This is a genomic window from Rhodopirellula baltica SH 1 (genome assembly GCF_000196115.1).
GTDB lineage: Bacteria > Planctomycetota > Planctomycetia > Pirellulales > Pirellulaceae > Rhodopirellula > Rhodopirellula baltica.
On record NC_005027.1, the window covers coordinates 1,273,077 to 1,294,253 of the forward strand.

The 21,177-nt window shown below is 54.1% G+C and carries 12 protein-coding genes; 2 read left to right on the forward strand and 10 right to left on the reverse strand.

The annotated features are described in order from the left end of the window. Positions 1 to 220: 220 nt before the first annotated feature. Complete coding sequence (locus tag RB_RS04805) at positions 221 to 3,373, reverse strand: dockerin type I domain-containing protein (protein WP_011118847.1); 3,153 nt, start codon at positions 3,371 to 3,373, stop codon at positions 221 to 223. A gap of 330 nt (positions 3,374 to 3,703) precedes the next feature. On the opposite strand from RB_RS04805, the gene RB_RS04810 reads away from it, so the two are divergent. Both RB_RS04810 and RB_RS04815 read left to right on the forward strand, forming a co-directional pair. Further along, a complete protein-coding gene (locus tag RB_RS04810) occupies positions 3,704 to 5,437 on the forward strand; it encodes a hypothetical protein (RefSeq protein ID WP_011118849.1) in 1,734 nt (577 codons plus the stop codon). Positions 5,438 to 5,861: 424 nt separating this feature from the next. Then, positions 5,862 to 6,506: an acyl-CoA thioesterase family protein gene (locus RB_RS04815; RefSeq protein WP_007332500.1), complete on the forward strand. Its 645-nt coding sequence runs from the start codon at positions 5,862 to 5,864 to the stop codon at positions 6,504 to 6,506. An 866-nt stretch (positions 6,507 to 7,372) separates the two neighbouring features. On the opposite strand, the gene RB_RS04820 is transcribed toward RB_RS04815, so the two are convergent. The 9 genes from RB_RS04820 to RB_RS04870 form a co-directional block, all read right to left on the reverse strand. Further along, on the reverse strand, positions 7,373 to 8,866 hold the full coding sequence (locus RB_RS04820) for a tetratricopeptide repeat protein (RefSeq protein ID WP_011118854.1): 1,494 nt from the start codon (positions 8,864 to 8,866) through the stop codon (positions 7,373 to 7,375). Further along, positions 8,863 to 10,692: an exosortase U gene (gene xrtU / locus RB_RS04825; RefSeq protein ID WP_164921531.1), complete on the reverse strand. Its 1,830-nt coding sequence runs from the start codon at positions 10,690 to 10,692 to the stop codon at positions 8,863 to 8,865. Before xrtU ends, RB_RS04820 begins: the two co-directional genes overlap by 4 nt. Before the next feature lie 923 nt (positions 10,693 to 11,615). Then, the gene (locus RB_RS04830; protein ID WP_011118858.1) at positions 11,616 to 14,186 is read right to left on the reverse strand and encodes a polysaccharide biosynthesis tyrosine autokinase; all 2,571 of its coding nucleotides are present in this window, start codon (positions 14,184 to 14,186) and stop codon (positions 11,616 to 11,618) included. Positions 14,187 to 14,944: 758 nt separating this feature from the next. After that, a complete protein-coding gene (locus tag RB_RS04845; RefSeq protein ID WP_164921533.1) occupies positions 14,945 to 15,694 on the reverse strand; it encodes a glycosyltransferase family 2 protein in 750 nt (249 codons plus the stop codon). Further along, positions 15,691 to 16,221, reverse strand: a complete 531-nt coding sequence (locus RB_RS04850) for a putative colanic acid biosynthesis acetyltransferase (RefSeq protein ID WP_011118863.1) — start codon at positions 16,219 to 16,221, stop codon at positions 15,691 to 15,693. Before RB_RS04850 ends, RB_RS04845 begins: the two co-directional genes overlap by 4 nt. 216 nt (positions 16,222 to 16,437) lie before the next feature. Next, the gene (locus tag RB_RS04855) at positions 16,438 to 17,748 is read right to left on the reverse strand and encodes a glycosyltransferase (RefSeq protein WP_011118864.1); all 1,311 of its coding nucleotides are present in this window, start codon (positions 17,746 to 17,748) and stop codon (positions 16,438 to 16,440) included. Positions 17,749 to 17,835: 87 nt separating this feature from the next. After that, complete coding sequence (locus tag RB_RS04860; protein WP_011118865.1) at positions 17,836 to 19,176, reverse strand: hypothetical protein; 1,341 nt, start codon at positions 19,174 to 19,176, stop codon at positions 17,836 to 17,838. Positions 19,177 to 19,215: 39 nt separating this feature from the next. Beyond that, a complete protein-coding gene (locus RB_RS28490) occupies positions 19,216 to 20,346 on the reverse strand; it encodes a glycosyltransferase family 4 protein (RefSeq protein WP_011118866.1) in 1,131 nt (376 codons plus the stop codon). Between the two features lie 31 nt (positions 20,347 to 20,377). Further along, positions 20,378 to 21,175, reverse strand: coding sequence for a glycosyltransferase (locus tag RB_RS04870; RefSeq protein ID WP_011118867.1), 798 nt, complete (start codon positions 21,173 to 21,175; stop codon positions 20,378 to 20,380). Positions 21,176 to 21,177: the final 2 nt, after the last annotated feature.

The following is a 21,177-nucleotide window of genomic DNA, read 5'->3' on the forward strand; positions in this document are numbered from 1 at the left end:
CCAATGTGAATTTTGCCTAAGAAGGCAGTCTGAAATGGTTGGCCCAATCAAATCAGCCGCCGGCCGTTAGGCCCGGTTCTCACGGCGAGCAACGTGCGGCCGTGAATGGATAGCGAGAGACATCGACCGAGCGAGCCGCACGACGGTGCTGGCAGAAACCGCGGCTAACGCCGGGCGGCTAATGCGCGAAACGTTTTCAATTTCACAGACGACTCTAAAACTACTCGTCCGATTCGTCGGACAACAACTTGAGTGCCGAGTCGTGGCTGTCGCCGCCCAGGTCGCTCACGCGTGAGAGCACGTCGATGAGCTGATCCGTTGTGACGCCAAACGGATCATCGGTGCTGCTGCTGTCGATCAACTTGGTCAAGTCGGTCAGCACAGAATCACGAGCTTGGCTTCGAAGCGATGATTGAGCGAAACCGCGCGGTGCGATTGGACCAATCGTGTTGTCACCGCCGGGTGCCAGCGATTGTCCCGACTCATCGTCGCTCTTTTGAGTCAAGTTGTCATCGACGTCGGGTTCACCTTCGCCTTTTTCGTCAGGCTCTTCTTCACCGTTGTTGACCGTGCCGGCAGGCGTCGAAATGTGATTCAGATAATTGATCACCAGCAACGCATCCAACGCGGTGACAAAGCCATCGCCGTTGACATCGTAGCCGAAACCAGGATCACCAAAACCAACCGGTCCAGGACCGTAAGTGTTGAGGTAGTTGATGATCGTCAAAGCGTCCAACGAGCTGACGTCACCATCGCCGTTGACATCGTGAGGTTCGGTGTCGTTGTGGTACGGCGTGTCATTCTCGATCACTTGGATCAGGAACGTTTCCGTCACCGGATCGACTCCGGGCGACTGCGAGCTCGCGGTGATGTCGACTTCAATTTCCTGTTGGTCCGCAACCAGAACCGCAACGCCTTCTGCCAACTTCAGCGTTGAGCCATCGAACACAAATCGTGAATCGTTGACTGTCAGCGTGTGATTGTTTGCCGCGGGGTTTCCAGCGATGCGAAGTTCGCCAACGGTTGCACCGGCGAGCTGTTCTTCCACCGTAGCGGGCGTGAGTGCAAAGCCGGTTGGCGCTTCTGGCAAGTCAATCACTTGCAACGTGATTGCTTTTTCAAACGAGTCGTCCAGGTGAGAAACCGTGACGTTGATCACAATGCTTTCTTCCGCTTCGTAGTCAACGGCGATGCCCGGTTTCAATCGCAGGCTTCCGCTGATGATGACAAAGCGGTCGTCATCGACTTCGAAGTCGTAAAACTGGTCGTCGTCTTCATCGACCACCGTGATCTCGGTGACCACGTCGCCTTCGAAGTTTTCACGCACGGTTGCGTTGCCTGGCAACACATCCTCGATCGGATCATCTTCATCGGTGATCTGCAACGTCGCGGTGTGGATTAAAGGTTCTTCGAAGTCAGGATCGTGAACCGTGATGATCAACGGAATCGACCATTCATCTTCCCAGTTCAACTTGTCGGGGCCAACGAAGATCAAATTTCCGTTGCCGTCGACGATGAATCTTTCGTCATCGATTTCGATGATGTGGTTGCCTTGTCCGTCACCATCGATGACTTCGATTTCACCAATGATTCCGTTCACCAAAATGTTTTCGGGAACCGGTTCGACGTGGGGCACGACCTGGACGGGAGCTTCAGGCACATTCACGACCGTGATGTCCAACACATGCTCGGTGAAATCGCGTCCGTCGTGCAACCAAACGGTGAACTGATCTACGCCGGCGAAGTCTTCGATTGGAACGTAAGAAAGCGAACCGGCCAGAGTTACCGTCGACACGCCAGCACTGGCTGGTTGCATCGGCAGCAGAATGAAATCGTCTTCATCCGTGTCGGATGCGTCGCCATAAACCGCGGGAGCCGCACTGGTCAGAACGGTGTCCTCGTCCATCGTCCAGCTGGGCGGAGTGTCGTATTCCGGTGCCGTGTTGGCTCCGATCAAACGCATGCCAAACTCGATCGGGGCCGCGTCTTCGTTATTGGTGATTTGAACTCGGTGTGGAGCCGGCGTGCGAAGGCTCATCTCCGCCAATCCAGCCGCACCAACGATGGCGACGCGTCGCAACTCGGGATCGAGCGAGATGCCTTGTGCGCCGGACATGGATGGCAGATTCAACGATGACAAATCAATCGCCAGATCGACTACCAAGTCGCCGGTTTCGGCATCGATCAATCGCAAACCAGCCTCAACCGGATCGACTGCTTCAGGAGTCAAGGTGACGATCAAACCGCGAGCCGCATCGATCGCGACGGGCGCGTCGGTCGGAAGGCTGTAGAGAGTTGCCAGGTCAGTGGTTTCGAGATCGTGGACCGTCAATCCATCCGATTGTCGGACAACTAGCAGCCCGGCTTCGTCGCTAAACGCAACCACCTCGACACCGCCATCGACGATGATTGGATCGTTGGTTAACAACGAGTGGTTGGCATTGCTCCAGACCTGGATCTCCAAACCATCGGCGAAGCCACCTTGTCCGTCATCAATTTGCGTCGCACGAGCCAGAATCGAACGGGTGGGGCCGTCCGTTGAACGAGGTGCTGAATCGCCAACCAACCGAGTGTCAGTTGAAACCAATGTGCCTGTTGCTTCGGCACTGAGGTTGGCGGTGTCCACGGTCCAAATTTGCGACGAGCCATTTTCGTCCGCTTGCAGCAACAAACCTCGGCCGACGTCGTCAATCGCATGATCAACGAACTGCGGTGCCAGATCACTGTCTTCGAACGGTGTGAATCCGGTGAGCGCCGCATCGATGATGAAGGCTTTGTGTCTGACGGCATTGTCGCCCAATGCGATCAATTCGCCGGACGGTGCACGCCAAATGGCTTGAATGCCGACGCCCAAATCCAACGTTGACGCGACCGATCCACTGCTGGTCACGGAGTGGAGCGATGTGCCTTTCGCAAAGACGGCGGGCAACACGTCTTCTTCCGGCGTTCCCGCGTCGAGAACAAAAGCGGGGGTGACAGCCGTGATTCCCGATTCGCTGAGGAACGGGTTGGCCGTGATCACCGTCGGCGTCGTTTGGACTTGCGAGTCGGTGCCATTGAAAACACGAATCACGTGCGTGCCGTCACCAAGTCCATCAAAGACAAATTGGCCCGCTTCGTCAGTCAGCCCGTATTGTTCGCCCTGATCGAGAGTGTTGTTGTCGTTTTGGTCGACAAACACCAACCGATTCGCGAGCGTCGATTCTTCCGCTTCTTTTTTCAGCGAATCGTTGGCGTCGTGAAAGACCGAACCGACAATCGCGGCCAAAACGCGGCGATCATCCAGCGTCTGCATTGCAAGACGACGTCGAGTCCCGCGCGACAGATTTCGCTGGGAGCGGCGTCGTAGGCTCGTCAGGGAAACACGCGGCATCGTGACGAATTCTCACATGTCGAGGCGGAACGGATGGGCAGACGTTTTATGGTGGACGTCACGGGTGGGCGGAAAGTTCCCTGGAAGCGGCACCTTTCGCGTTAAAATCCGACGAATTGTCACGCGATTGTTTGGATGGTTTTCCAGAATCCATTCCCCGACGCTCGTCGTCGTCGCTTATTATAGACGACGACCGTTTGGCTCCGAGTAGCCTTTTGCTCGGATTTTTGCCGGAATCATCGCGATCGAGACACCTCCCGCACGCCCGTGATCCTCCGCAAAACGCTTGATTGAACGTCCGCAAAGCCTCTTCACCATTCAATTCATCCCATGCCGACAAAGCCCGCTGATCTGTCGCTGCGTTTTTCTGCCAAATCTGCCCGTTGGGCGATCTGTTTGACGGCGCTTGGCCCGCTACTTGTCGCAACAGCGTTTTCGTCTGTCGCGGTTGCTCAGGGCCAACAGGCCACGATGCAAGCGGCAGAGCGTGCCGCGATGGAGGCCCAAGGTGGACCGTCCGGCTACGAAGAAATGGAGCCGGGCTACGATGACATGGGCATGGGGGATGACATGGACATGTACGACGCTGAGATGGAAAACCAAGGGATGGGGGATCCATACGGCGAATCGGGATACGGTCCCGGCTACGGCGGTCAATCAAACTCTCGCGGCGGAGGCGACTTCAAACCGTCGCCAATCGTGATGCTGGAAGTGTTCCAGCTCGACTGGTCACCACTGACCGAGCGTGTTCAGCAAGTCCTGACGTCCTCGGAGGCTTCGCAACAGCCGGTGGCTTTGGGGCCCGTTCTTCGCAACGAAGCCCATGTGGCGTATCGATACGGCAACTTGCCGTTGGCTCTGCAGCTCTTCCACGGCTTCATCGCTCGTGGCAGTGACGCGGCTGAACAACAGATGGATCAAATCAAGTTCAGCAAGCATTTTCGAAAACCGCTTTGGCACCTTCGAGTTGGCGTGAGCCTCGGGGTCCACGGCGATTCCTCCACCACTGATCCTTCGCCCATCACCGACTCGGGAACATCTCGAGGCATGGGGAACGGCGAAATGGGTATGGGAATGGACTCTGGCATGATGGACATGGAAATGGAGATGGCAAACTCCATGCAGGGAATGGAAGACGCCATGCGAGAAGGGATGGCCGGGATGGAAGAAGAGATGGGGATGGGTGGCATGGACATGTATGAAGAAGACATGGGCATGGCCGGAATGGGGATGTCTGGGATGGGCATGTCCGGACGAGGCCGACGCAATCGAGCCGCTGCTCCCTTGGTTCCAAAGGCGGAAATGACCGATTCGGAAGTCAGTGCCCGCATGGAAAAGTTTTTGGGGCTGGTCGCCGACACCGTCAAAACGGGGCTGTCGAAACGAATCTCCGATGGCAAGTTCGGTCACGCATTGGTTGACGTGAAGGCTGAGTCCACGACACAAGGTCACACCGTCAACGGCGACTCGGTCGACGAAGCACCCCAACCCATGTGGATTCCCAGCGTTCTGTTCGTCGGCGAAGGCAACTCGCGTGACACGATCAAAACCGCCCACAACCTCGAGTTGGATTTGCTGTTCCATTTCGACGTGGGACTGAAAGAAAATCGAATGGGCGCGGTCAGCAACATCAGCCGCGTGAAGGTGATGGATGCTCGCACCGGCAAGACGTTGGTCAGCTCCGCCGCGATGGACAATACCGAAGTCGAACGCATCACCCGCGTCGGACGCGGTTCGCCAGCCGCGTATGTCGATGAGCAAATGAAGTCGTTGTGGGCAGTCGTCGATGAGCGTTTGACGTTGTCGGACTTGCCAACCCTCAGTCCCGAGGTCGCTCGCAAGCGTGTGGCTCAGGTCTTGGGTGACCGGTCAATGACGCCGCTTCGAAAACTAGCCGAAATTCGCTACTACGGTTATCGCGGCTGGTTGACGCCCGACGAAGTCGAACAAGCTTTCGAAATCACCGGTGGTCCCGATGCCATGAAAGTCCTGCACGGCAGCGAGTCACAGGCAATCGAGGCGATCCACAAATTGGTCGTCCAATCCGAAGTCAGCGACTCCTGATACAGAGCCAGCTCGCTGCTTTCAGTCACAACCCGCAGCGTCAGCAAGGATCTTCCACGTTGAGATCCGCCGACTCAGGGCCTGAGTCGCCGACAAGTGTGCATGTTCGCCGCGTCATCAAGCCCATCACTCCGTAGCCGGATTCGCCAGAATTCGGACCCCAGCGACGCCCAACATCCCGTCGCTTTCCGATTCACAACCCGCCGCGTCAGCAAGGCTCTCCCCTGTCCAGGATCCTTCGACTCAAAGCCGGAGTCGCCTACCAGGGTAAACCCGCCTTATAAGCAACGCTCACCCAACCCTAACGCTTGCCGCGACTTTATCGATCACGCAAACCAGGGCCCCTCTGGTCCACCGATTGAACGTTGAGGGGGTAACGTGACGAATGAGACAAAGCATCAAGGCTTCCTGTTCGCAGTTCGCGATGAGGAGCCAGTGCATCGCGACTCAACCTCATTCGGCCCTGCAAAAGGACTTGCCCGCCATGGCGACCACGTTCCCAACACAACGCACGTTGCTCTTCGCCGCAATCCTCGCAGCGACAGCATTCGGCGGCATTCGCACCCAAACAGCATCGGCGGACTGGGGTTCGTTGGTTCACCAAATGCACGTCGGCTACCACCGCAATGTCGCTTGGCCGGACCCCTTCAATGAAGTGGACGCGCTGCAAGTCGTGATGCCATTTGAAGCGATGAAACGCAACGGATGGCGGATGCACAACACCATCGGACACGAGCTGTTTCGTGGCGGTGACGGAGCCCTCTTGGCTGCCGGCCAAAATCGCGTTCGCTGGATCGCCACCCAAGCACCTGAAACTCGCCGTGAAATCTACGTCCTTCGTGGTGCCAGCCAAGCTGAGACCCAGTCGCGTCTGAAATCGGTGCGAGACGCGGTCGACAACTATGTGTTGGATGGCCAACCTCAACCGCAAGTCTTGGTGACAACGATCGAGCCAGCCACATCGCCAGGTGTCATGGCTACCAAGATCAACCGGGAACGCCTTGAGCAAATGGCCGCACCGAAGTTGCCAACCACCAGCGCAGCCGGACAAGCCGGTATCACTCAGTAAAGCTGTTTGAGGACCCGAGTCCGCAAGACTTCGTACGATTCAGAAACCAACAAAAAAAGGCGACTGCGAGCCAAGCTCACAGTCGCCTTTTTTCATGTCGTATCAGCGACGCCCATCGCCTAGCCATCAAATCCCAACCCGCCGCGTAAGCAAGGCTCTTCCCACGTAAAGAACCGATTCACAGGCCTGAATCGGTTACATGTGAATGCGTTCGCCGCGTCAACAAAGCCATCATCGCGTAGCCGGATTCGCCAGAATTCGGACCGCCACCCCTGTAGCCGATTCAGGCCCTGAATCGGCCCTCCGCGCCTTCAATCGCAATCCCGCCGGAGCCCTCCAGTTCGCAACCGGGCTCACAATGATTCAGTCCGCAAGGCCAGCAGTCCAAGCTGCTCCAAATCATAACCCGCAGCGTAAGCAAGGCTCTTGGCGAAGCGGCGAACCGACTCAGAGCCTGGATCGGTTACATGTGAATGCATTCGCCGCGTCAACAAAGCCATCATATCGTAGCCGGATTCGCCAGAATTCGGACCGCCATTCCCGTAGTCGATTCAGGCCCTGAATCGGCCTTCCGCGCCTTCAGACACAATCTCGCCGGAGCCCTCCAGCTCGCAACCGGGCTCACAATGATTCAGTCTGCAAGGCCAGTAGTCCAACCTGCTCCAAGTCACAACCCGCAGCGTAAGCAAGGCTCTTGGCGAAGCGGCGAACCGACTCAAAGCCTGAGTCGGCGACGAAAGCAATGCCGAGCCCTGGAGTCGGCGACTCCACTGCACCTTGCTTACGCGGCGGGTTATGACGAGCGAAAGCCAAAAGAATCCTGAATCGTTGAGCATTCGATTCACCGCTCAAACATCTCAACCACCTCAATCCTTCGTCTCAGCTTCCACCGTCATCGCCGCTCGGTGTTCTTCCGCCAAATCCTCTTGCCCTAAAGCCTCAAAGCAAACGGCAAGCGATTCGTGAGCCGCATTCGCCAGCGACTCTTCCGCCAAAGCCCGTTCAAGGTCAGGGATGGCTTCCAGGTGCTTCCCGAGCTTCGTCAGAATCTGCCCGCGGGTCTCATAGAAGTAAGCATTGGGAGTCGACACACTCTCGATTGCTTGCTCACTGATCTGAAGGGCTTGTTCCAGGTCACCGTCTTCCTTCTCAGCCATTGCGACTGCCAAGTTATTCAGGATGGCCGAGCTGTGAGGCAAATGCTCCGCCGCAAGTTTCAAATGCAGCGTTGCCTTTTCAGCGTCGTCGTTCAGTAAGGCTGCCGTCCCGCGGATGAAATTCGCGATTCCCGGCGAAGACCCTTTGACCAATGCCGCTCGAATCTTGATCAGCTCTTTGTCGTCGGACTCCAGCGTCTTGAGCACCTGATCCGCAACCAGGCTGAGCACGCGAGGGTTATTGGGGGCGTACTGCAACGCAACTTGCAGCATCTTCAGAACCCGCAAACGTTCTTCAACGGTCTCGTTCGGTTCCGATTCAATTTTGTTGATCCAGACGACGATCGTGTCGCCCATTGCCTGTTGCAACCCAGCCTGATGCTCCTTGGTTTTCATCCGGCCAATTGATTCGCTCAACAGCCGCACCGCGTCAGCGTGTTTCTCCAGGAAGATCAACGCTTGCACATTCGCCATCGCCAACTGAGGGCTGGCCGGTTCTTCCTCAAACAGTTGCTGAATCTTCTCAAGCGTTGTTTCCGCGTAACGGGTGGCCGCGTCATCCTCACCTGCTTGGCGAGAAATCATCGCCGCTTGCAATCCGAACATCGGCTGAACCGACGCGAGCTGAACCAGATACGGGACCGCCTGATTTTGCCGGTTGGTGCGAATCAGATAATCCGCATAGGCCTTCTTGATGCCCAGATCATCAGGCAGCTCTTCACTTAATAGACGAAGCAACTGTCCGAATTCCCGCTGCTCCTCATTCTCCAGGTCCGCCCACTTCTTTTGTTCATAGAGCTCCTGCAACAACCACCGAGCCGCACGCGGATCACGCTGCTGAGCCACCAGCCCACGCATCAACGACTGAGCTTCCTCTGTCTCATCCTGCTGATTCCGAGCCACCGCCAACCGATACAATGTCTCCGCCGACTCGTCGCCCTCATCAATTTGCCGCCGAATCAACAGGTCAGCCGTCTTGTAGTCGTCCCGTTCAAACGCATCAGCCAACTGTTCGCGGATCAACTGATTCCGCCAAGAAACGTTCTTTCCCGTCGAAACGAACAGCAAGATCGCCAAAGCAACCGTTAACGCCAACGCGGGGATTGCTGTAGAGGCACGTTTCCACGGAATCGTCCGAAACCAGGCAACGAACCACTGCCCAAACCATTTGAACCACTGCAACGGATTGAAGTACCGAATCATGACGACACCTCCAGGTTGGCTTCTGCCTGAGCGTCTGATCCGATCGCTGAGCCACCATTGGCCGCCTTCACCGCGGTCGCAATCTTCTGACGCAGTCCGTCAAACATCTCATCAATCCGATCAATCGTCGACGCGTCAAGCTTCTCAGGTGCAACCACCCAAAGCTGCAACATCATCATTGGTTCGATTGATTCGTCCAGACGTTCAGCTACATCGGCTAGTCTGCTTCCTAAACGCCCGGGTCTCTCGGGGGGGGAAACAAAGTTTCCTGATGGGGTGATTGCGGAATACCAAAGGTGACCGCGAGCGTCAGTGTCACCTCCAAAGAGAGCGTAAGCAAAAGGTTGAAATCCAGAATCTGCGTCTTCTGACTCGGTCGTATCGGTTAACTCCAAGATTCGATTGAGCAGCCTCCAATTTTGGTTCTCGTAGCAAAGACATAGTTCGTGCCATTCCGCATACGTTTGGCTCAAGACAATTTGCCCGCGAACGGGCACGCCCTTGACGATGGATTCGAATGTCCAAACATCCGCATTTTGGCCCAGGATAGGATTGTCACCATCACGAGCTTGCTGATGATTTTTTAATTCGAAGCCATTGTTTCCCGACGCAATGAATTGAATTGGTGGTTCGAAAATGAGCCCATCAACAAACATGCCCTGAGCACCTTCCTCCACGCCGACGGCACTGACCTTCATGGCCGAAGTCGAACTTACTGAAAGCAACACAACTGCCAATACCGCCATTGCTGCTGCAATGGGCTTGGCTTGTAGACGCCCAAGTAGACGAGCCAGTTGCAGCTGAAACCCGAGCTCTTTCGGATCGGAACCAGCCTGGTTACTGCGGTAGTATTCGCCCACTGCGTCAACGTTTTGGCCGTCGTCAACGAACCAATTCCAAAGATGCAAGACTGGATTGTCGGGGTGTTCGTCCGACGTCGTTCCGGTCACGTGCATCAGCGTCATGATCATGCCATCAAATGACCACAGGAAGAATGCGGAGATCGCCAGCGTGGTGTAACCCAGAATGTCGTGCGCCCATCCCGAAGCGAGATCCAATGACATCCACTGATCAGCAACTGCGACCATGGACACCCGCAATACGTTGCCACCCGCTGCGAGAATCAACGCGACGATCAGATAGAAGGGAGCAAGCCACAGTTTCCGGCGATTGATTGCAACGATCAACGTGCTCAGAAACGCCATCGTGAACACCGATTGAATTCCGCTGCACGCCTCAGCCACAAATAATTCTCGGCTTGGCAGTTCGATCACATTGCGAGTTACCGCGTGCGGAATGGAAAGAACATCGAGGAGCAAACTCGACATCATTGTGGTCAAATGCTGCAATTGGATCACCAGCAATTGGTCGTAACCGAGCGGCAAACGAATCAGCAGCAACAACGGCAGAGCGAGGATCAACAGGCTCTTGTCATCTGGGCCACGCATCACGCCCAAGCTCGCCGCTGCGTAGCAGACAAACGCGATGGACATCATCCAAGGTGACCTTAGGCTCCAACTACCGATCATGGCGAGCACGCCCACTGAGATCAGCAGTAATGAACTGATTCGAGAGGGGGCGTAGAAGTAACGATCGCTACGAGACCATGCCAGCCAGACAACCGCGCCGATCGCAAACGGAAAGTACTGGTAATGGTCCAGCCGCCACATCCGCGAAAAGTAGATGCCCAGCATGGGAATGCACGCGGCAAGCAGTGCCACCCAGAACCAGGTCCAAACGGACAGGATCACCGGAGTGCGAACAGGAGCCAGCGGCACCTTCGCCTTCGTCTTCATGGGAGCGATCGCGGGAGAATCTTCGGTCATACTGCGGTCTGTTGTTCGGGGGGAAAGGTCGGTCCCCATGATAAGGTGAGGCGGCATTGAACGCCACAAATTGCCAGCCGATTGTCACCGCAATCGCGAAAAGAATACCGGCTAGTCCCGTTCAACCGGTAGCGGGAATCGCGAAACCTAAGAAGTCGACGGTCATATCCGAATTCTTGGCGAATCCGGCTACTCTGCCGACTGTCGCGTCACAACCCGCCGAGTCAGCAAGGTCTTGACCAAATTGTTTTAAGGTCGTAGCTGGATTCGCCAGATTTTAGAGGACTGATGTTCGAAGGCAAATTCCTGGCCAAGTCTGCACAGGACATTCTGCTTGGTTCAGTGAGCGGTTGATCGCCACAGAGGACACCGAGTTCACAGAGGGCGGAGCGAGGTTTGATGAAAAGCTTTTGGATGGCCTCAGCTTATTCAGATTGGCAAGAGCCTAATGCGAGGGGGAGAGGTGCACGTAGCCGACTTAGGCCTCTAAGTCGGCAATCCAGTACACAAGCGAACCTCGCTGGTCCTCGCTTCCGAATTCACCGCCAAACCGGCTACAAATCCGACGAGCGTTGTCCATCCCGTCGTAACCCGCCGCGTCAGCAAGGCCACGACCAACTTGCTTTAAGGTCGTAGCTGGATTCGCCAGATTTTAGAGGACTGATGTTCGAAGGCAAATTTCTGGCTAAGTTTGCACAGGACATTTCGCTCTATACAGTGAGCGGTTGATCGCCACAGAGGACACCGAGTTCACAGAGGGCGGAACGAGGTTTGATGTACGCTTTTAAGTGGCCCTAGGTGTTTCAAATTCGCGAGTGCGTATTCCAAGCCTAGAGCGTGAGGGACTGAGAAACGCAACTCTGTGCCCTCGGCGATCTCTGTGGCTGAATTCCTTGTCGTGTCCGAATTCTAGGCGAATCCGGCTACACGTCCGAGCGTTCTTGCTCGATCGATGGAGCAGTTGCTGGCGGCACAGCGATTGGTCGTGCACTCCGAGCGGCCTGTCCTCGACCGGAGACAACCACGGGACTCCGTCGTTGTCCCGCCTTCGCACCATTGTCGGCCGTCTTGCGATAGTATCGATTGGTGTGACGCCCGTAACGATAGTAGCCGTAGCCTTTATAGCCATCGTTGTTGCTACCTTCATCCGATGAGTTGATCACCACACCGAGTAATTTCGCACCAACATTGGCCAAGATCGAGGCAGCTTCTTTCGCGTTTGGCTTGCTCTTGCGACGAACCTTCAGTGCCATCACGACGCCATCAGTCATGCTGGCGGTGATACTCGGGTCGGTCACCACCAACAACGGCGGAGTATCCAGAATGATGTAGTCATACTCTTCCCGAAGAACATCCAACAACTCGCTCATTTCGGGCAACGTCAACGCTTCGGCCGGGTTCGCGGGGATTGGCCCCGAAGGCATCATTTTCAATGTACTGAGAGGTGTATCGTGAGCTGCGTCGACGTGTTCGCATTTTCCGTTGAGCACATCGACCAAGCCAAGCTGATCTGCCATGGCGAAGTTGTCCGTTACCTGAGGCCGGCGAAGGTCACAATCGATGATCAGAGTACGTTTACCCGACTGGGCGATACTGCATGCCAAGTTGCCGGCAATCGTGGACTTCCCGTCACCGGGTAGCGGACTGGTGACCTGAAGAACCTTCCCTCCCTCGACACCAGCCAATTCAAACAGAACCGACGTCCGACAAGACCGAATGGACTCGGATGCCACGGAGGATGGGGCATGCACGACCGCCAAGTGCGGGTCAAGCAATTCAAATGGATTTGAGGCTTCACCTTTCTTACGTTTAACGCGACCCTTGAAGAATGGGACGTGAGTCAAGATCGGTGCACCGACGGCCGCGATGATTTCCTCTGGGTCTCGGAACGTGTTGGCATTCTTTTCCAAAAGCACTGCGAGTCCGCATCCAAGGGCGAGGCCCAGGAAGGTTCCGATCCCAAGCATCTTCATCAAGTTCGGACCAATTCGATAAGCCCTGCTCGGAGCTCGTAGTTCAGATACCTGAACACCTCCTTCTTCCTCGGTGAGTTCGACTCGAGCCATTTGTTCGTCGAGCTGATTGATTAATTCGCGATTGCGGTCAATCTGGCGGAGCATCGATGCATTTTCTTGTTCGTCTTGGGCCAGCTTCATTGCCTCGATCCGTTCGCCAGCGATTTGCGAATCAATTTCGGAAATTTGCTGTTTCAGCAACTGCACTTCCGCTCGGGAAGCGGTCAAGATCACATTGACCGCTTCTTCGGCACGTTTACGAGGGTCGACACCTTCCACTTTGTTTTGTTCCATCAACTCGACAATGCGCTCCGACTGCTCTTTGACCAAGCGTTTCAGCTCACTCTTCATCATGGTCAGTTCCGCATCAAGCGCCTTAACCGTTGGGTGTTGTTCACCGAACTCCGCCGCAAACTTGTTGCGTTCGATCATCAACGGGACCAATTGTTGATCTAGCTCGATTTGGGCAAGTTGAGCGTCGCCATCACGCATGTTTTGGCTAATCTCATTTGACTCAGGCATCTCGAAGGTTTTGCCCATCAATTGCCCGATAATTGAAAGTCGCACAAGCGGATCATCAGCCTCTTTCGCGATGCTCTCAACTGCCGACAGTTCAACGGATTGACTACGGAGCGTCTCGAACAACTCGCTTCGTCGTTCAGTCAAATAAAGCTGACGTTCGCGGTGCGGGTTGATTGCCTCCCCGTTTTCATTCCAGACCAAAGAGGCCTTGGTTCGGAACGCACGATAGTCTTTCTCCAACTCGCTAAGTTTTGGCTGCAAGTTGTCGGTTGCGTCCCGAATGAGACGAAGCAATTCCCCACGTGAGCTCTTGTGCTTTTCCGCGAACAGCTGCTGCAAAGCAGCGCTGTAGGCTTTGACGGCGGCTTCACAAAGCTCCGGATCAGAATGTTCAAAACTCAATGACGCCACGAGTGATGAGGCTGACCTAGCATCCTGAATGTTCGTTTCGAACTTGAGTGCATTGTTTGCAAGTCCTAGCAATGCAGAGGGATGACCCCCCAGCGATTCGCGAAAAACTTCCATGCTCTCATTCTCAAACGCGTTGCGAGTGACTTTGTCACTCAACAGTTGCGATCGCAGAATGTCGATCGAGGGGACACCACCGATTAAATCGCCGGTCATCGTGTCGATGACCGCAGGCCGATCCGATTCGAACATTAGCAACGTTCCGGATTGAAACGACTCCGGTGTCTTGACAAAAACCAGGAAGCCAATCACCGCACCGAGAATCGTCGGGACCAGAGCCGCCCAGCGATAACGCCAGATCGCACCCATCAGATCCGCCGATTCAGCCGTTTGGGCAGAGCCACTGCTGCCCCAGCCTTCGTTCATCGCAGGGTACGAGCCCATCGCCGCCTGTCCCATCGTTCCAGCGTTTTGCGAGGGATACGACGCAAAGGAGTTCGGGCCGCGTTTTCCGGCCGATGGTTCAGTTGAATTTGAGTTCGGGGTCATCCGAAGTCCGTGATGAGAAGCAGAGGAGCGGGGATGGAACGGTAAAGCGGAGGAAATCTGCTATCGAAGCAGTCAAGTGTAAGGAGCCACCCGCCGTAGGGCTAGGAATTCTGATTCGGGAATATTAATTCCGAAGGTTTGGTGACGGCCATCCGGAACGTTCGGATTGCCCGCCAGAATCGTCAAAGTCGATGGAATCGACCATAGTAGAACAGTTGTCCGCAACTGTTCCGCAAATCCGGTCGAAACTCAGGCCCAGTCGCGCCAATCGATTACACCCCGAAAAGTGGCATAGGCATGTCAGCCTTTTCGTACCCCACATCTTTTCAGAGACGCTTGCGTTGGGAATACAAGCGGTTTGGAGCCAAATATCCCTGTCCAGGAATTATTAGTGTTCGATTAGCGGCGATTAGTGTTCCCTTGACCGCTCTCGTGGAACACTAATCCAGTCTGATCGGACACTAATTCTTCGGTGTTTCGAGATGTGGGGATAAGAAGGACTCGGCCCGTGGAATTAAATCACAGGCTGGGAAGCCTGCCGCCACCAGAAAGTCCCCTCTCCTTCTGGGAGAGGGCTAGGGTGAGGGCCAAGCGTGACACTGCTCACCGTCTCAGAAACTGAGGCAGTTTCCGAAGCGGTTTGGTGAACCACAATCCGATTGGTGGTTTTAGCCCGTTGATCAACCAAGCCTGCCGCCACCAGAAAGTCCCCTCTCCTGTTGGGAGAGGGCTAGGGTGAGGGCCAAGCAAGATACTGCTCACCGTTTCAGAAACTGGGGCAGCTTCCGAAGCGGTTTTGTGAACCGCAATCCAATCGGTGGCTTCAATCCGTTGATCAACCAAGCCTGCCGATCATCGCGATTCGCGTTCAAACGATTTGTCAGGCTGGCATTGCTGGCCCCACCGACTCGCATCTTGACGGTCACACGCGGCAGATATGCCATTCTCGCCCTATGGCGAACCATCATTCGGACCAGCAACTCGTAGTCAGCCGCCGTGCGAAGGTCTTCATTGAACAGACCAAACCGCTCGTAGAGTTCACGACGAAAGTACACGGTCGGATGCGGCGGCATCCAACCCCTTCGGAACTTCCGGACGTCGTAGGAACCGGAAACCCAACGGCGATGCACACGGTTTTGATCGTTTGCATCGACATATTCCAGATCAGCGTAGACGCCGTCGACGTTGGGATTGGCCATGAGCATGGAGACGTCAGCCAGGACATTCGCGTCTGCCAGCCAGTCATCCGCGTGCAGAAAACCGATGACATCCCCGGTGGCGGCCCGCAGTCCCTTGTTCAGTGCGTTGTAGATTCCCGTGTCGGGTTCCCGAATCGACTTCGATACTTGATCACCAAACTGCAAAATGATGTCGGAGGTGCCATCGCTGGAGTCCCCATCCACGACGATGGTTTCCAGGTCCACGTTCCGTTGAGAAAGAACCGATTTAACTGCATCGCCGATCGTCTCGCGGCGGTTATAAACCGCGGTGATGGCTGAAATCTTCATGGTTGATTCTTCGGACAAGCCGGGTTGCCGATAACTTTGGTGTTTGCGGGCACGTCGTTCAGTACGACGCTACCCGCCGCGCACATACTGTTGGGGCCGATCGAAACACCGGGGGCAACAAAAACACCCGCGGCGATCCAGGACCCATCGTTCACCACGATGGGGCGGGTTACTAAATCGAATTCGGGAAGGTCGAATCGGTGCGATCCAGTGCACAGGAACGAGCGTTGAGACAGACAGCAATCATTGCCAATTGTCACCGAGGCCAGATTCAAGATTTTGACACCTTCTCCAATCCACACGTCATTGCCAACAGTTAGGCGCCACGGGAACGCGATGTCAACTTGGCTTCGGATTACGACCCCTTTTCCGACTCGAGCGCCGAAGGCTCCCAGTAGCCACACTCGAAGCTTGGAGGGCAAGGGAATTGGAGGCATGAAAGCAACGCATTTCACAACAAGCCAAAGAGCTTCGGTAAATTGCGAAGCCCCGCGTTCGAACTTCGATCGGTATCCTTTTAGTTTCAAGTTGACAATTCAAATATTGAATGGACGATGTGAACAACCCCCAAGCTCGTTGCTTTGGGATCTCAGGAATCGTTCGGAATCTAGTTCGGCTATAGCGGAGCGAGCCGCCCGGCGGGCTCGCGCCCTTCCGCTACCTATTTGAATCCCGAATGTTGTTTCCGAATGGTTCCTGAGCGTACAGTCAAGCTGGCAGAAAATCGGCAAAGAGTGATTCTTTCAATCCAATCTGACGCAATTTGGACGTGAATCGTGACCAGCCAGCCAATCATAGACCGAACGAAATTTATTTGCGATTATCTTCCATGAAAATTGTTCTTCAGCAAACGCTCTTGCCATCTGTGATCGAATTGCCTGTTCGCTTTCTTTCAGGCGTAGGATGCTTTGCAATCCGCTGGCTATAGAGTGCGGTTCAGGAAGAATCTTAACCGCACCCCCATGCTCATAACCTTCAGAGAGATTGCATTTCGGAGTGATCGCAGCAACCAAGCCATGAGACCATGCTTCAAGAACTGCCATCGGCATACCTTCGCTATATGAAGGAAGTACGAATGCGTTCGCCGATGAGAGTGTCGCCGATTTTCCCCCGTCGAAGACCGGGCCGTAAAACCCAATGCAGTCGCTGAGGCCAGCGTCTGCAGCCTGCTGTCGAAGAGCTTGCAGGTGGTTTCCGTCGTCCCAGCCAACTATTGCAAGAAACCATTTGCAAGTGACGGGGTCCTGTTCGTTAAGCATTCGCCAAGCTTCGATCAACTCAGATAGCCCCTTTTTGGGATGAATCCTACCCAAAAACAGTAGCACGCGACGGTCTCCGCAATCATTCTTCCAGGCAGGCTCTTGCCCGATCGCAAATTCAGGCGAGTCTACCCCGTTGGGAATCAGGCAAATAGGAGAACGAATGCCAAAAGCGCGAATCGCTTCATATTCACCTTCGGCCAACGCATGCACACAACCAGCCTGTCCCAAATGTTTTGATTCAAAAGCAATTGAAGCAACTCGCTTTTTTACTGGCGACTGATCAAGTGCCCACTTGTCTAACATTCCTTGTGGTGAGACAACCCAAGGACGCTTAGTAGATTGGCCCCACTTTAGAACAGCCATCGATGGGTATTGCCATAGTCCATGTGTGTGAGCAACTTCTGGGCAAAGCTGTTCAAGGCGACGATGGAGCCCCGGGCTATAACGAACAGCCGAACGAACTTTGGCCGGGCCACAGGCGGGGAACGCCTCCCCAGCAGCGGCACCAATCTTTTTGGAGACGTCACTCCAGTACTCGTCTTCCACGCTTAGTATTGTTGCGGGGTACCCCGAATTAACCAGTGATGCTGTTAATCGCAATACGATGGGAGCAAGTCCGCCGGCAGCACGCGTTACTGACGAGGTGACCATAGCAACCCTGGGCTTTTCTCGGCGGTAATCTATCATGTAGCTAATTTGACTCAGGCGATGATGTGTTTGCAAATCAGTAGTATCTGTTTTGGACGCAATCAAGCTTTTAAGGCAGTCAAAACAATTAATACCTGCCACCATTGCTCGTAGTTTGCGTGTTCAAGGTTCTTCAGATCTGCGTTGGGTAAAACTTGCGTTCTATGTGAAGCAATTCGGATTTTCTGAAGTCTATGCTTTCGTTCGATTATCTGACGTAATGGTAAAGTCGAGATTAGGCAAGCGTTGTTCCATGGCAAACCAGGTTATGAAAACAAAACCTGTTGCGAAAAGAAAACGGAAAAGCATAGCTTCCAGCGTTTGGAGGATCAAGTAGATAGATAAAGCGGCCATGACAATGTACGCGGTGCCCCAGAAATGATTGCCCAGCATCGCTCTGTGCCATGCAAACCAGTAAGAACGCCCTACGGCGAACAACGCGAAAACATAGAAGTACCAGAACTCCAGGTATAGATCGGCTACAAGGCCAGGGGCGGCTCCGACAGATGCATGGAAACCTACTGTGCTAGCAAAATCAAGTTCTCCTGTGCCCAAGTTGCTTCCTTTCGCAGCGAGGTTTGGTATCGAAAGGAATTCCGATGCGAACTGATACTTTTGAGGCCAAATTTGCGATGGAACAGGCCGTATGAATACAACAGTCAGGTAGCGTTTTCCGTAAAAATGAATGTTTTGAGCCTGTGATGCGAGCATGACCGCACCGCCGTAGATGTACTCAGTTCCAGAGCTCGATACGACAGCGTAACTTTTAAGCCCTCGGTCAAGACTGACTCCGTGTACTAAAGATGTTTGCTTTCGATTTGCAACAACGGCTAGCAGTAGAATGCCAAGCGCGATAGCAAAAATACTCAACCGAAACACGCGTGGTCGTCGGCCAGTTGCGAGCCATCGCGAGATTGCAATTGTCAGGAAGCCGGCTGCGATGAAGCCGCGTCTTCCTCCTACCAGGCCATGGAAGAGTAGGGGGAATGAAAAGGTGGCAATCCAAAGGTACTCCTTCCATCCCAGCTTTCGATTGGAGATTGCCATTAAAGTCGTTGCCGGAATCGACAGCCATGGAGTTTCTCGGACATAGCCTATGTCCGACCAGCCCCCGCCTTTTCCTCTTCCATAAGCTTCTGAAAATCCTCCAACAGAATGAATGCAATATAGGTAGCCAATGATGCTGGTTACGCCTAAAAATACACTTATCAATCGCAATCCCCGGTGATCCCGGGCAAACTGTCGCCCTGCGGAGACAGGTTCTGCTGAGTTTGGGCCGTTGGAGCCAGCGAATAATGAGATCAAGCCAATGAGATTTAGCAATGCGACTTGTTGGAATTGATTCGGGTCAAGGTATGAGTGAAATCTTGTGTAGTCGCTCAGCACGAGCCAGGTTGGTTGTGCAATGTAGACTGCAATCGATGGGAAGGCAAATAAGAAGGTAGGGTGTAGTGGATCGTGGCTTCGCTTCCAAGATGATTGGAGAGCAATTGCAATGGCGAAACCTGTTAGTGCGATGTAGAGAAACGCCATGTAGTTAATTCTTGTTGGTTTAGAAGGCTGTGGGAACTACTACCCTTCGGGTAGTAGGCAAGTTGTGACTGATTCCTTGATGGCACTAGCGAAACGCGGTAGTCCCCATGAGTCAATCTTGCTGGAACCTAGTCTCACAACTTCCTTCCGAGACGAGGAAGGGAGAAAATACACTTTCTGAAGCATCCTGCGTAGCGAATGCTCATCCCCCGCTTGGAAAATAAAGCCCGTTTTTTCATGCTCGACCAATGATTCAGTGCATCCGCATTCGGTTGAGACGATGACAGGAGTGCCGGCGGCAAGTGATTCGTTGACTACCAGTCCCCATTGTTCGTCTTCTCGGCTTGGCAAAACCGTAGCAATCGCATTCTGATAAAGATTGGGCAGAGTTGCGTACGATTGGAATGGGACAAGAGATAGGTTTTCATTCAATTGATACTTCAGTCGCATCTTGTTCAGTTCTCGATGCATTTCCCCTCCGCCGACTAGCCTTAGTTCTGGCGGATTGTCAATCGACGAACTCCACGTTGCATACGCTCTTATTAGGAGGGGCCAGTCCTTTTTTTTGATCCAACGCCCGATGCCTAGGAAATAGGGGCGATCCTTTGTTTGTGAGAAATGACCGGTGTTGCTAGAGTGGTCGCTCCGTCTACTGGAGAAGTATTGGTTGTCAACGACGTCAAGGCCCAGGTGAATTTTGTGCCTCGGCATGCCGAGCGAGACTAGGTATTCTGCATGGCTTTCACCTGCCGTTACAGCTGCTTGAAATGTTTTCACGTATGCAGATTTTGCCCATTCCGAGATTCTATTGCGCTTTTTGTCTGACGCGCGACTATCACTCAGAAGCACTTTCGGCGTACGGTTTCGAAGGCACCATCGCCAAACACGACGAGAAGTTGGGAAGCCCCATCCGTTGATGAATACGATGGTTGGTCGGTATGAAGCAAGTGAATGAGATACTAAGGTGGGGGCACTTTTGACGTGAGTCCATTCTCTATTTTGATTCTCCTCGCAGGACCATTCATACGTCGAATCTGATGGGTCAGTTTCGAAACCACATAGGTGCCAATCATCCGCGAGTGCCTTTGAAAGGGCGTCCAGACGTGCGAAATGATATGGTCCAAAATGCGGCCAACAGATAGCCAGTCGCTTTTCGATATGAGCAGTCATTGGTGCGTGTTCGCTGAAGGAATGCCGTGGACTAGATGTGTTCTGCTATCGCTAGATAGTCAGACATCATTTGTTGTGGTGTAAATGCTGATGCATACTTTGCTGCTTTATTTAAGGCGTCTGCACTAAGGGGTTCGCCTAGGGATCGTATTATCGCATTTGCAAGTGCTTGCGGATCCGCAGGCGGGACGAGTAGGCCCCAACGTCCCCCTGCGAGTATCTCGCGACAGGCCGGAACATCGGAGGCAACGATAGGCAATTTTGCAGCCAAGCCTTCCAGCAGAACGCTACCAAGACCCTCTCGCGGTGTGGTTGAGAACACGAAAAGGTCTGCGTTCCCAAGAAGTTCTGGGATATCGTCACGCGTACCAAGAAATTTGACCGCAGCAGAGAGTTCAAGTTCGTTGGCTAGTTTTTCTAGTTCCTTTCGAAGTGTTCCGTCACCTGCCAGCAGCAATTGGAGATTGGGAATCCGTGATAGGACGGTGGGTATCGCATGTAGCAGAGTTTTGTGGTCCTTGTGACGTTCTAAAGTCGCAATCATCACTACCGTTGGCGGTCTATGCGAAGATCGTGAATTTCTGGCATGCTCAGCTCTTTCTGCCACCTCAGCAACACGGGTGCAATTCCGGACAGTTACGAACAGATCTTTCCGTGTACCAGGGACTGCTCGCATGGAATCCCGCACATAGTCTGAACAGCACACCACGCGACCTCCGAGTAGCGTCAAGGGCACGGCGATCGCATCAAATTTCGGAAGAAGTATTCGATTGCCGGTTGTCTTGGTGAAGACCTGTTGCGAAAGATTGCGTGAACTCGTTTGATTCATGC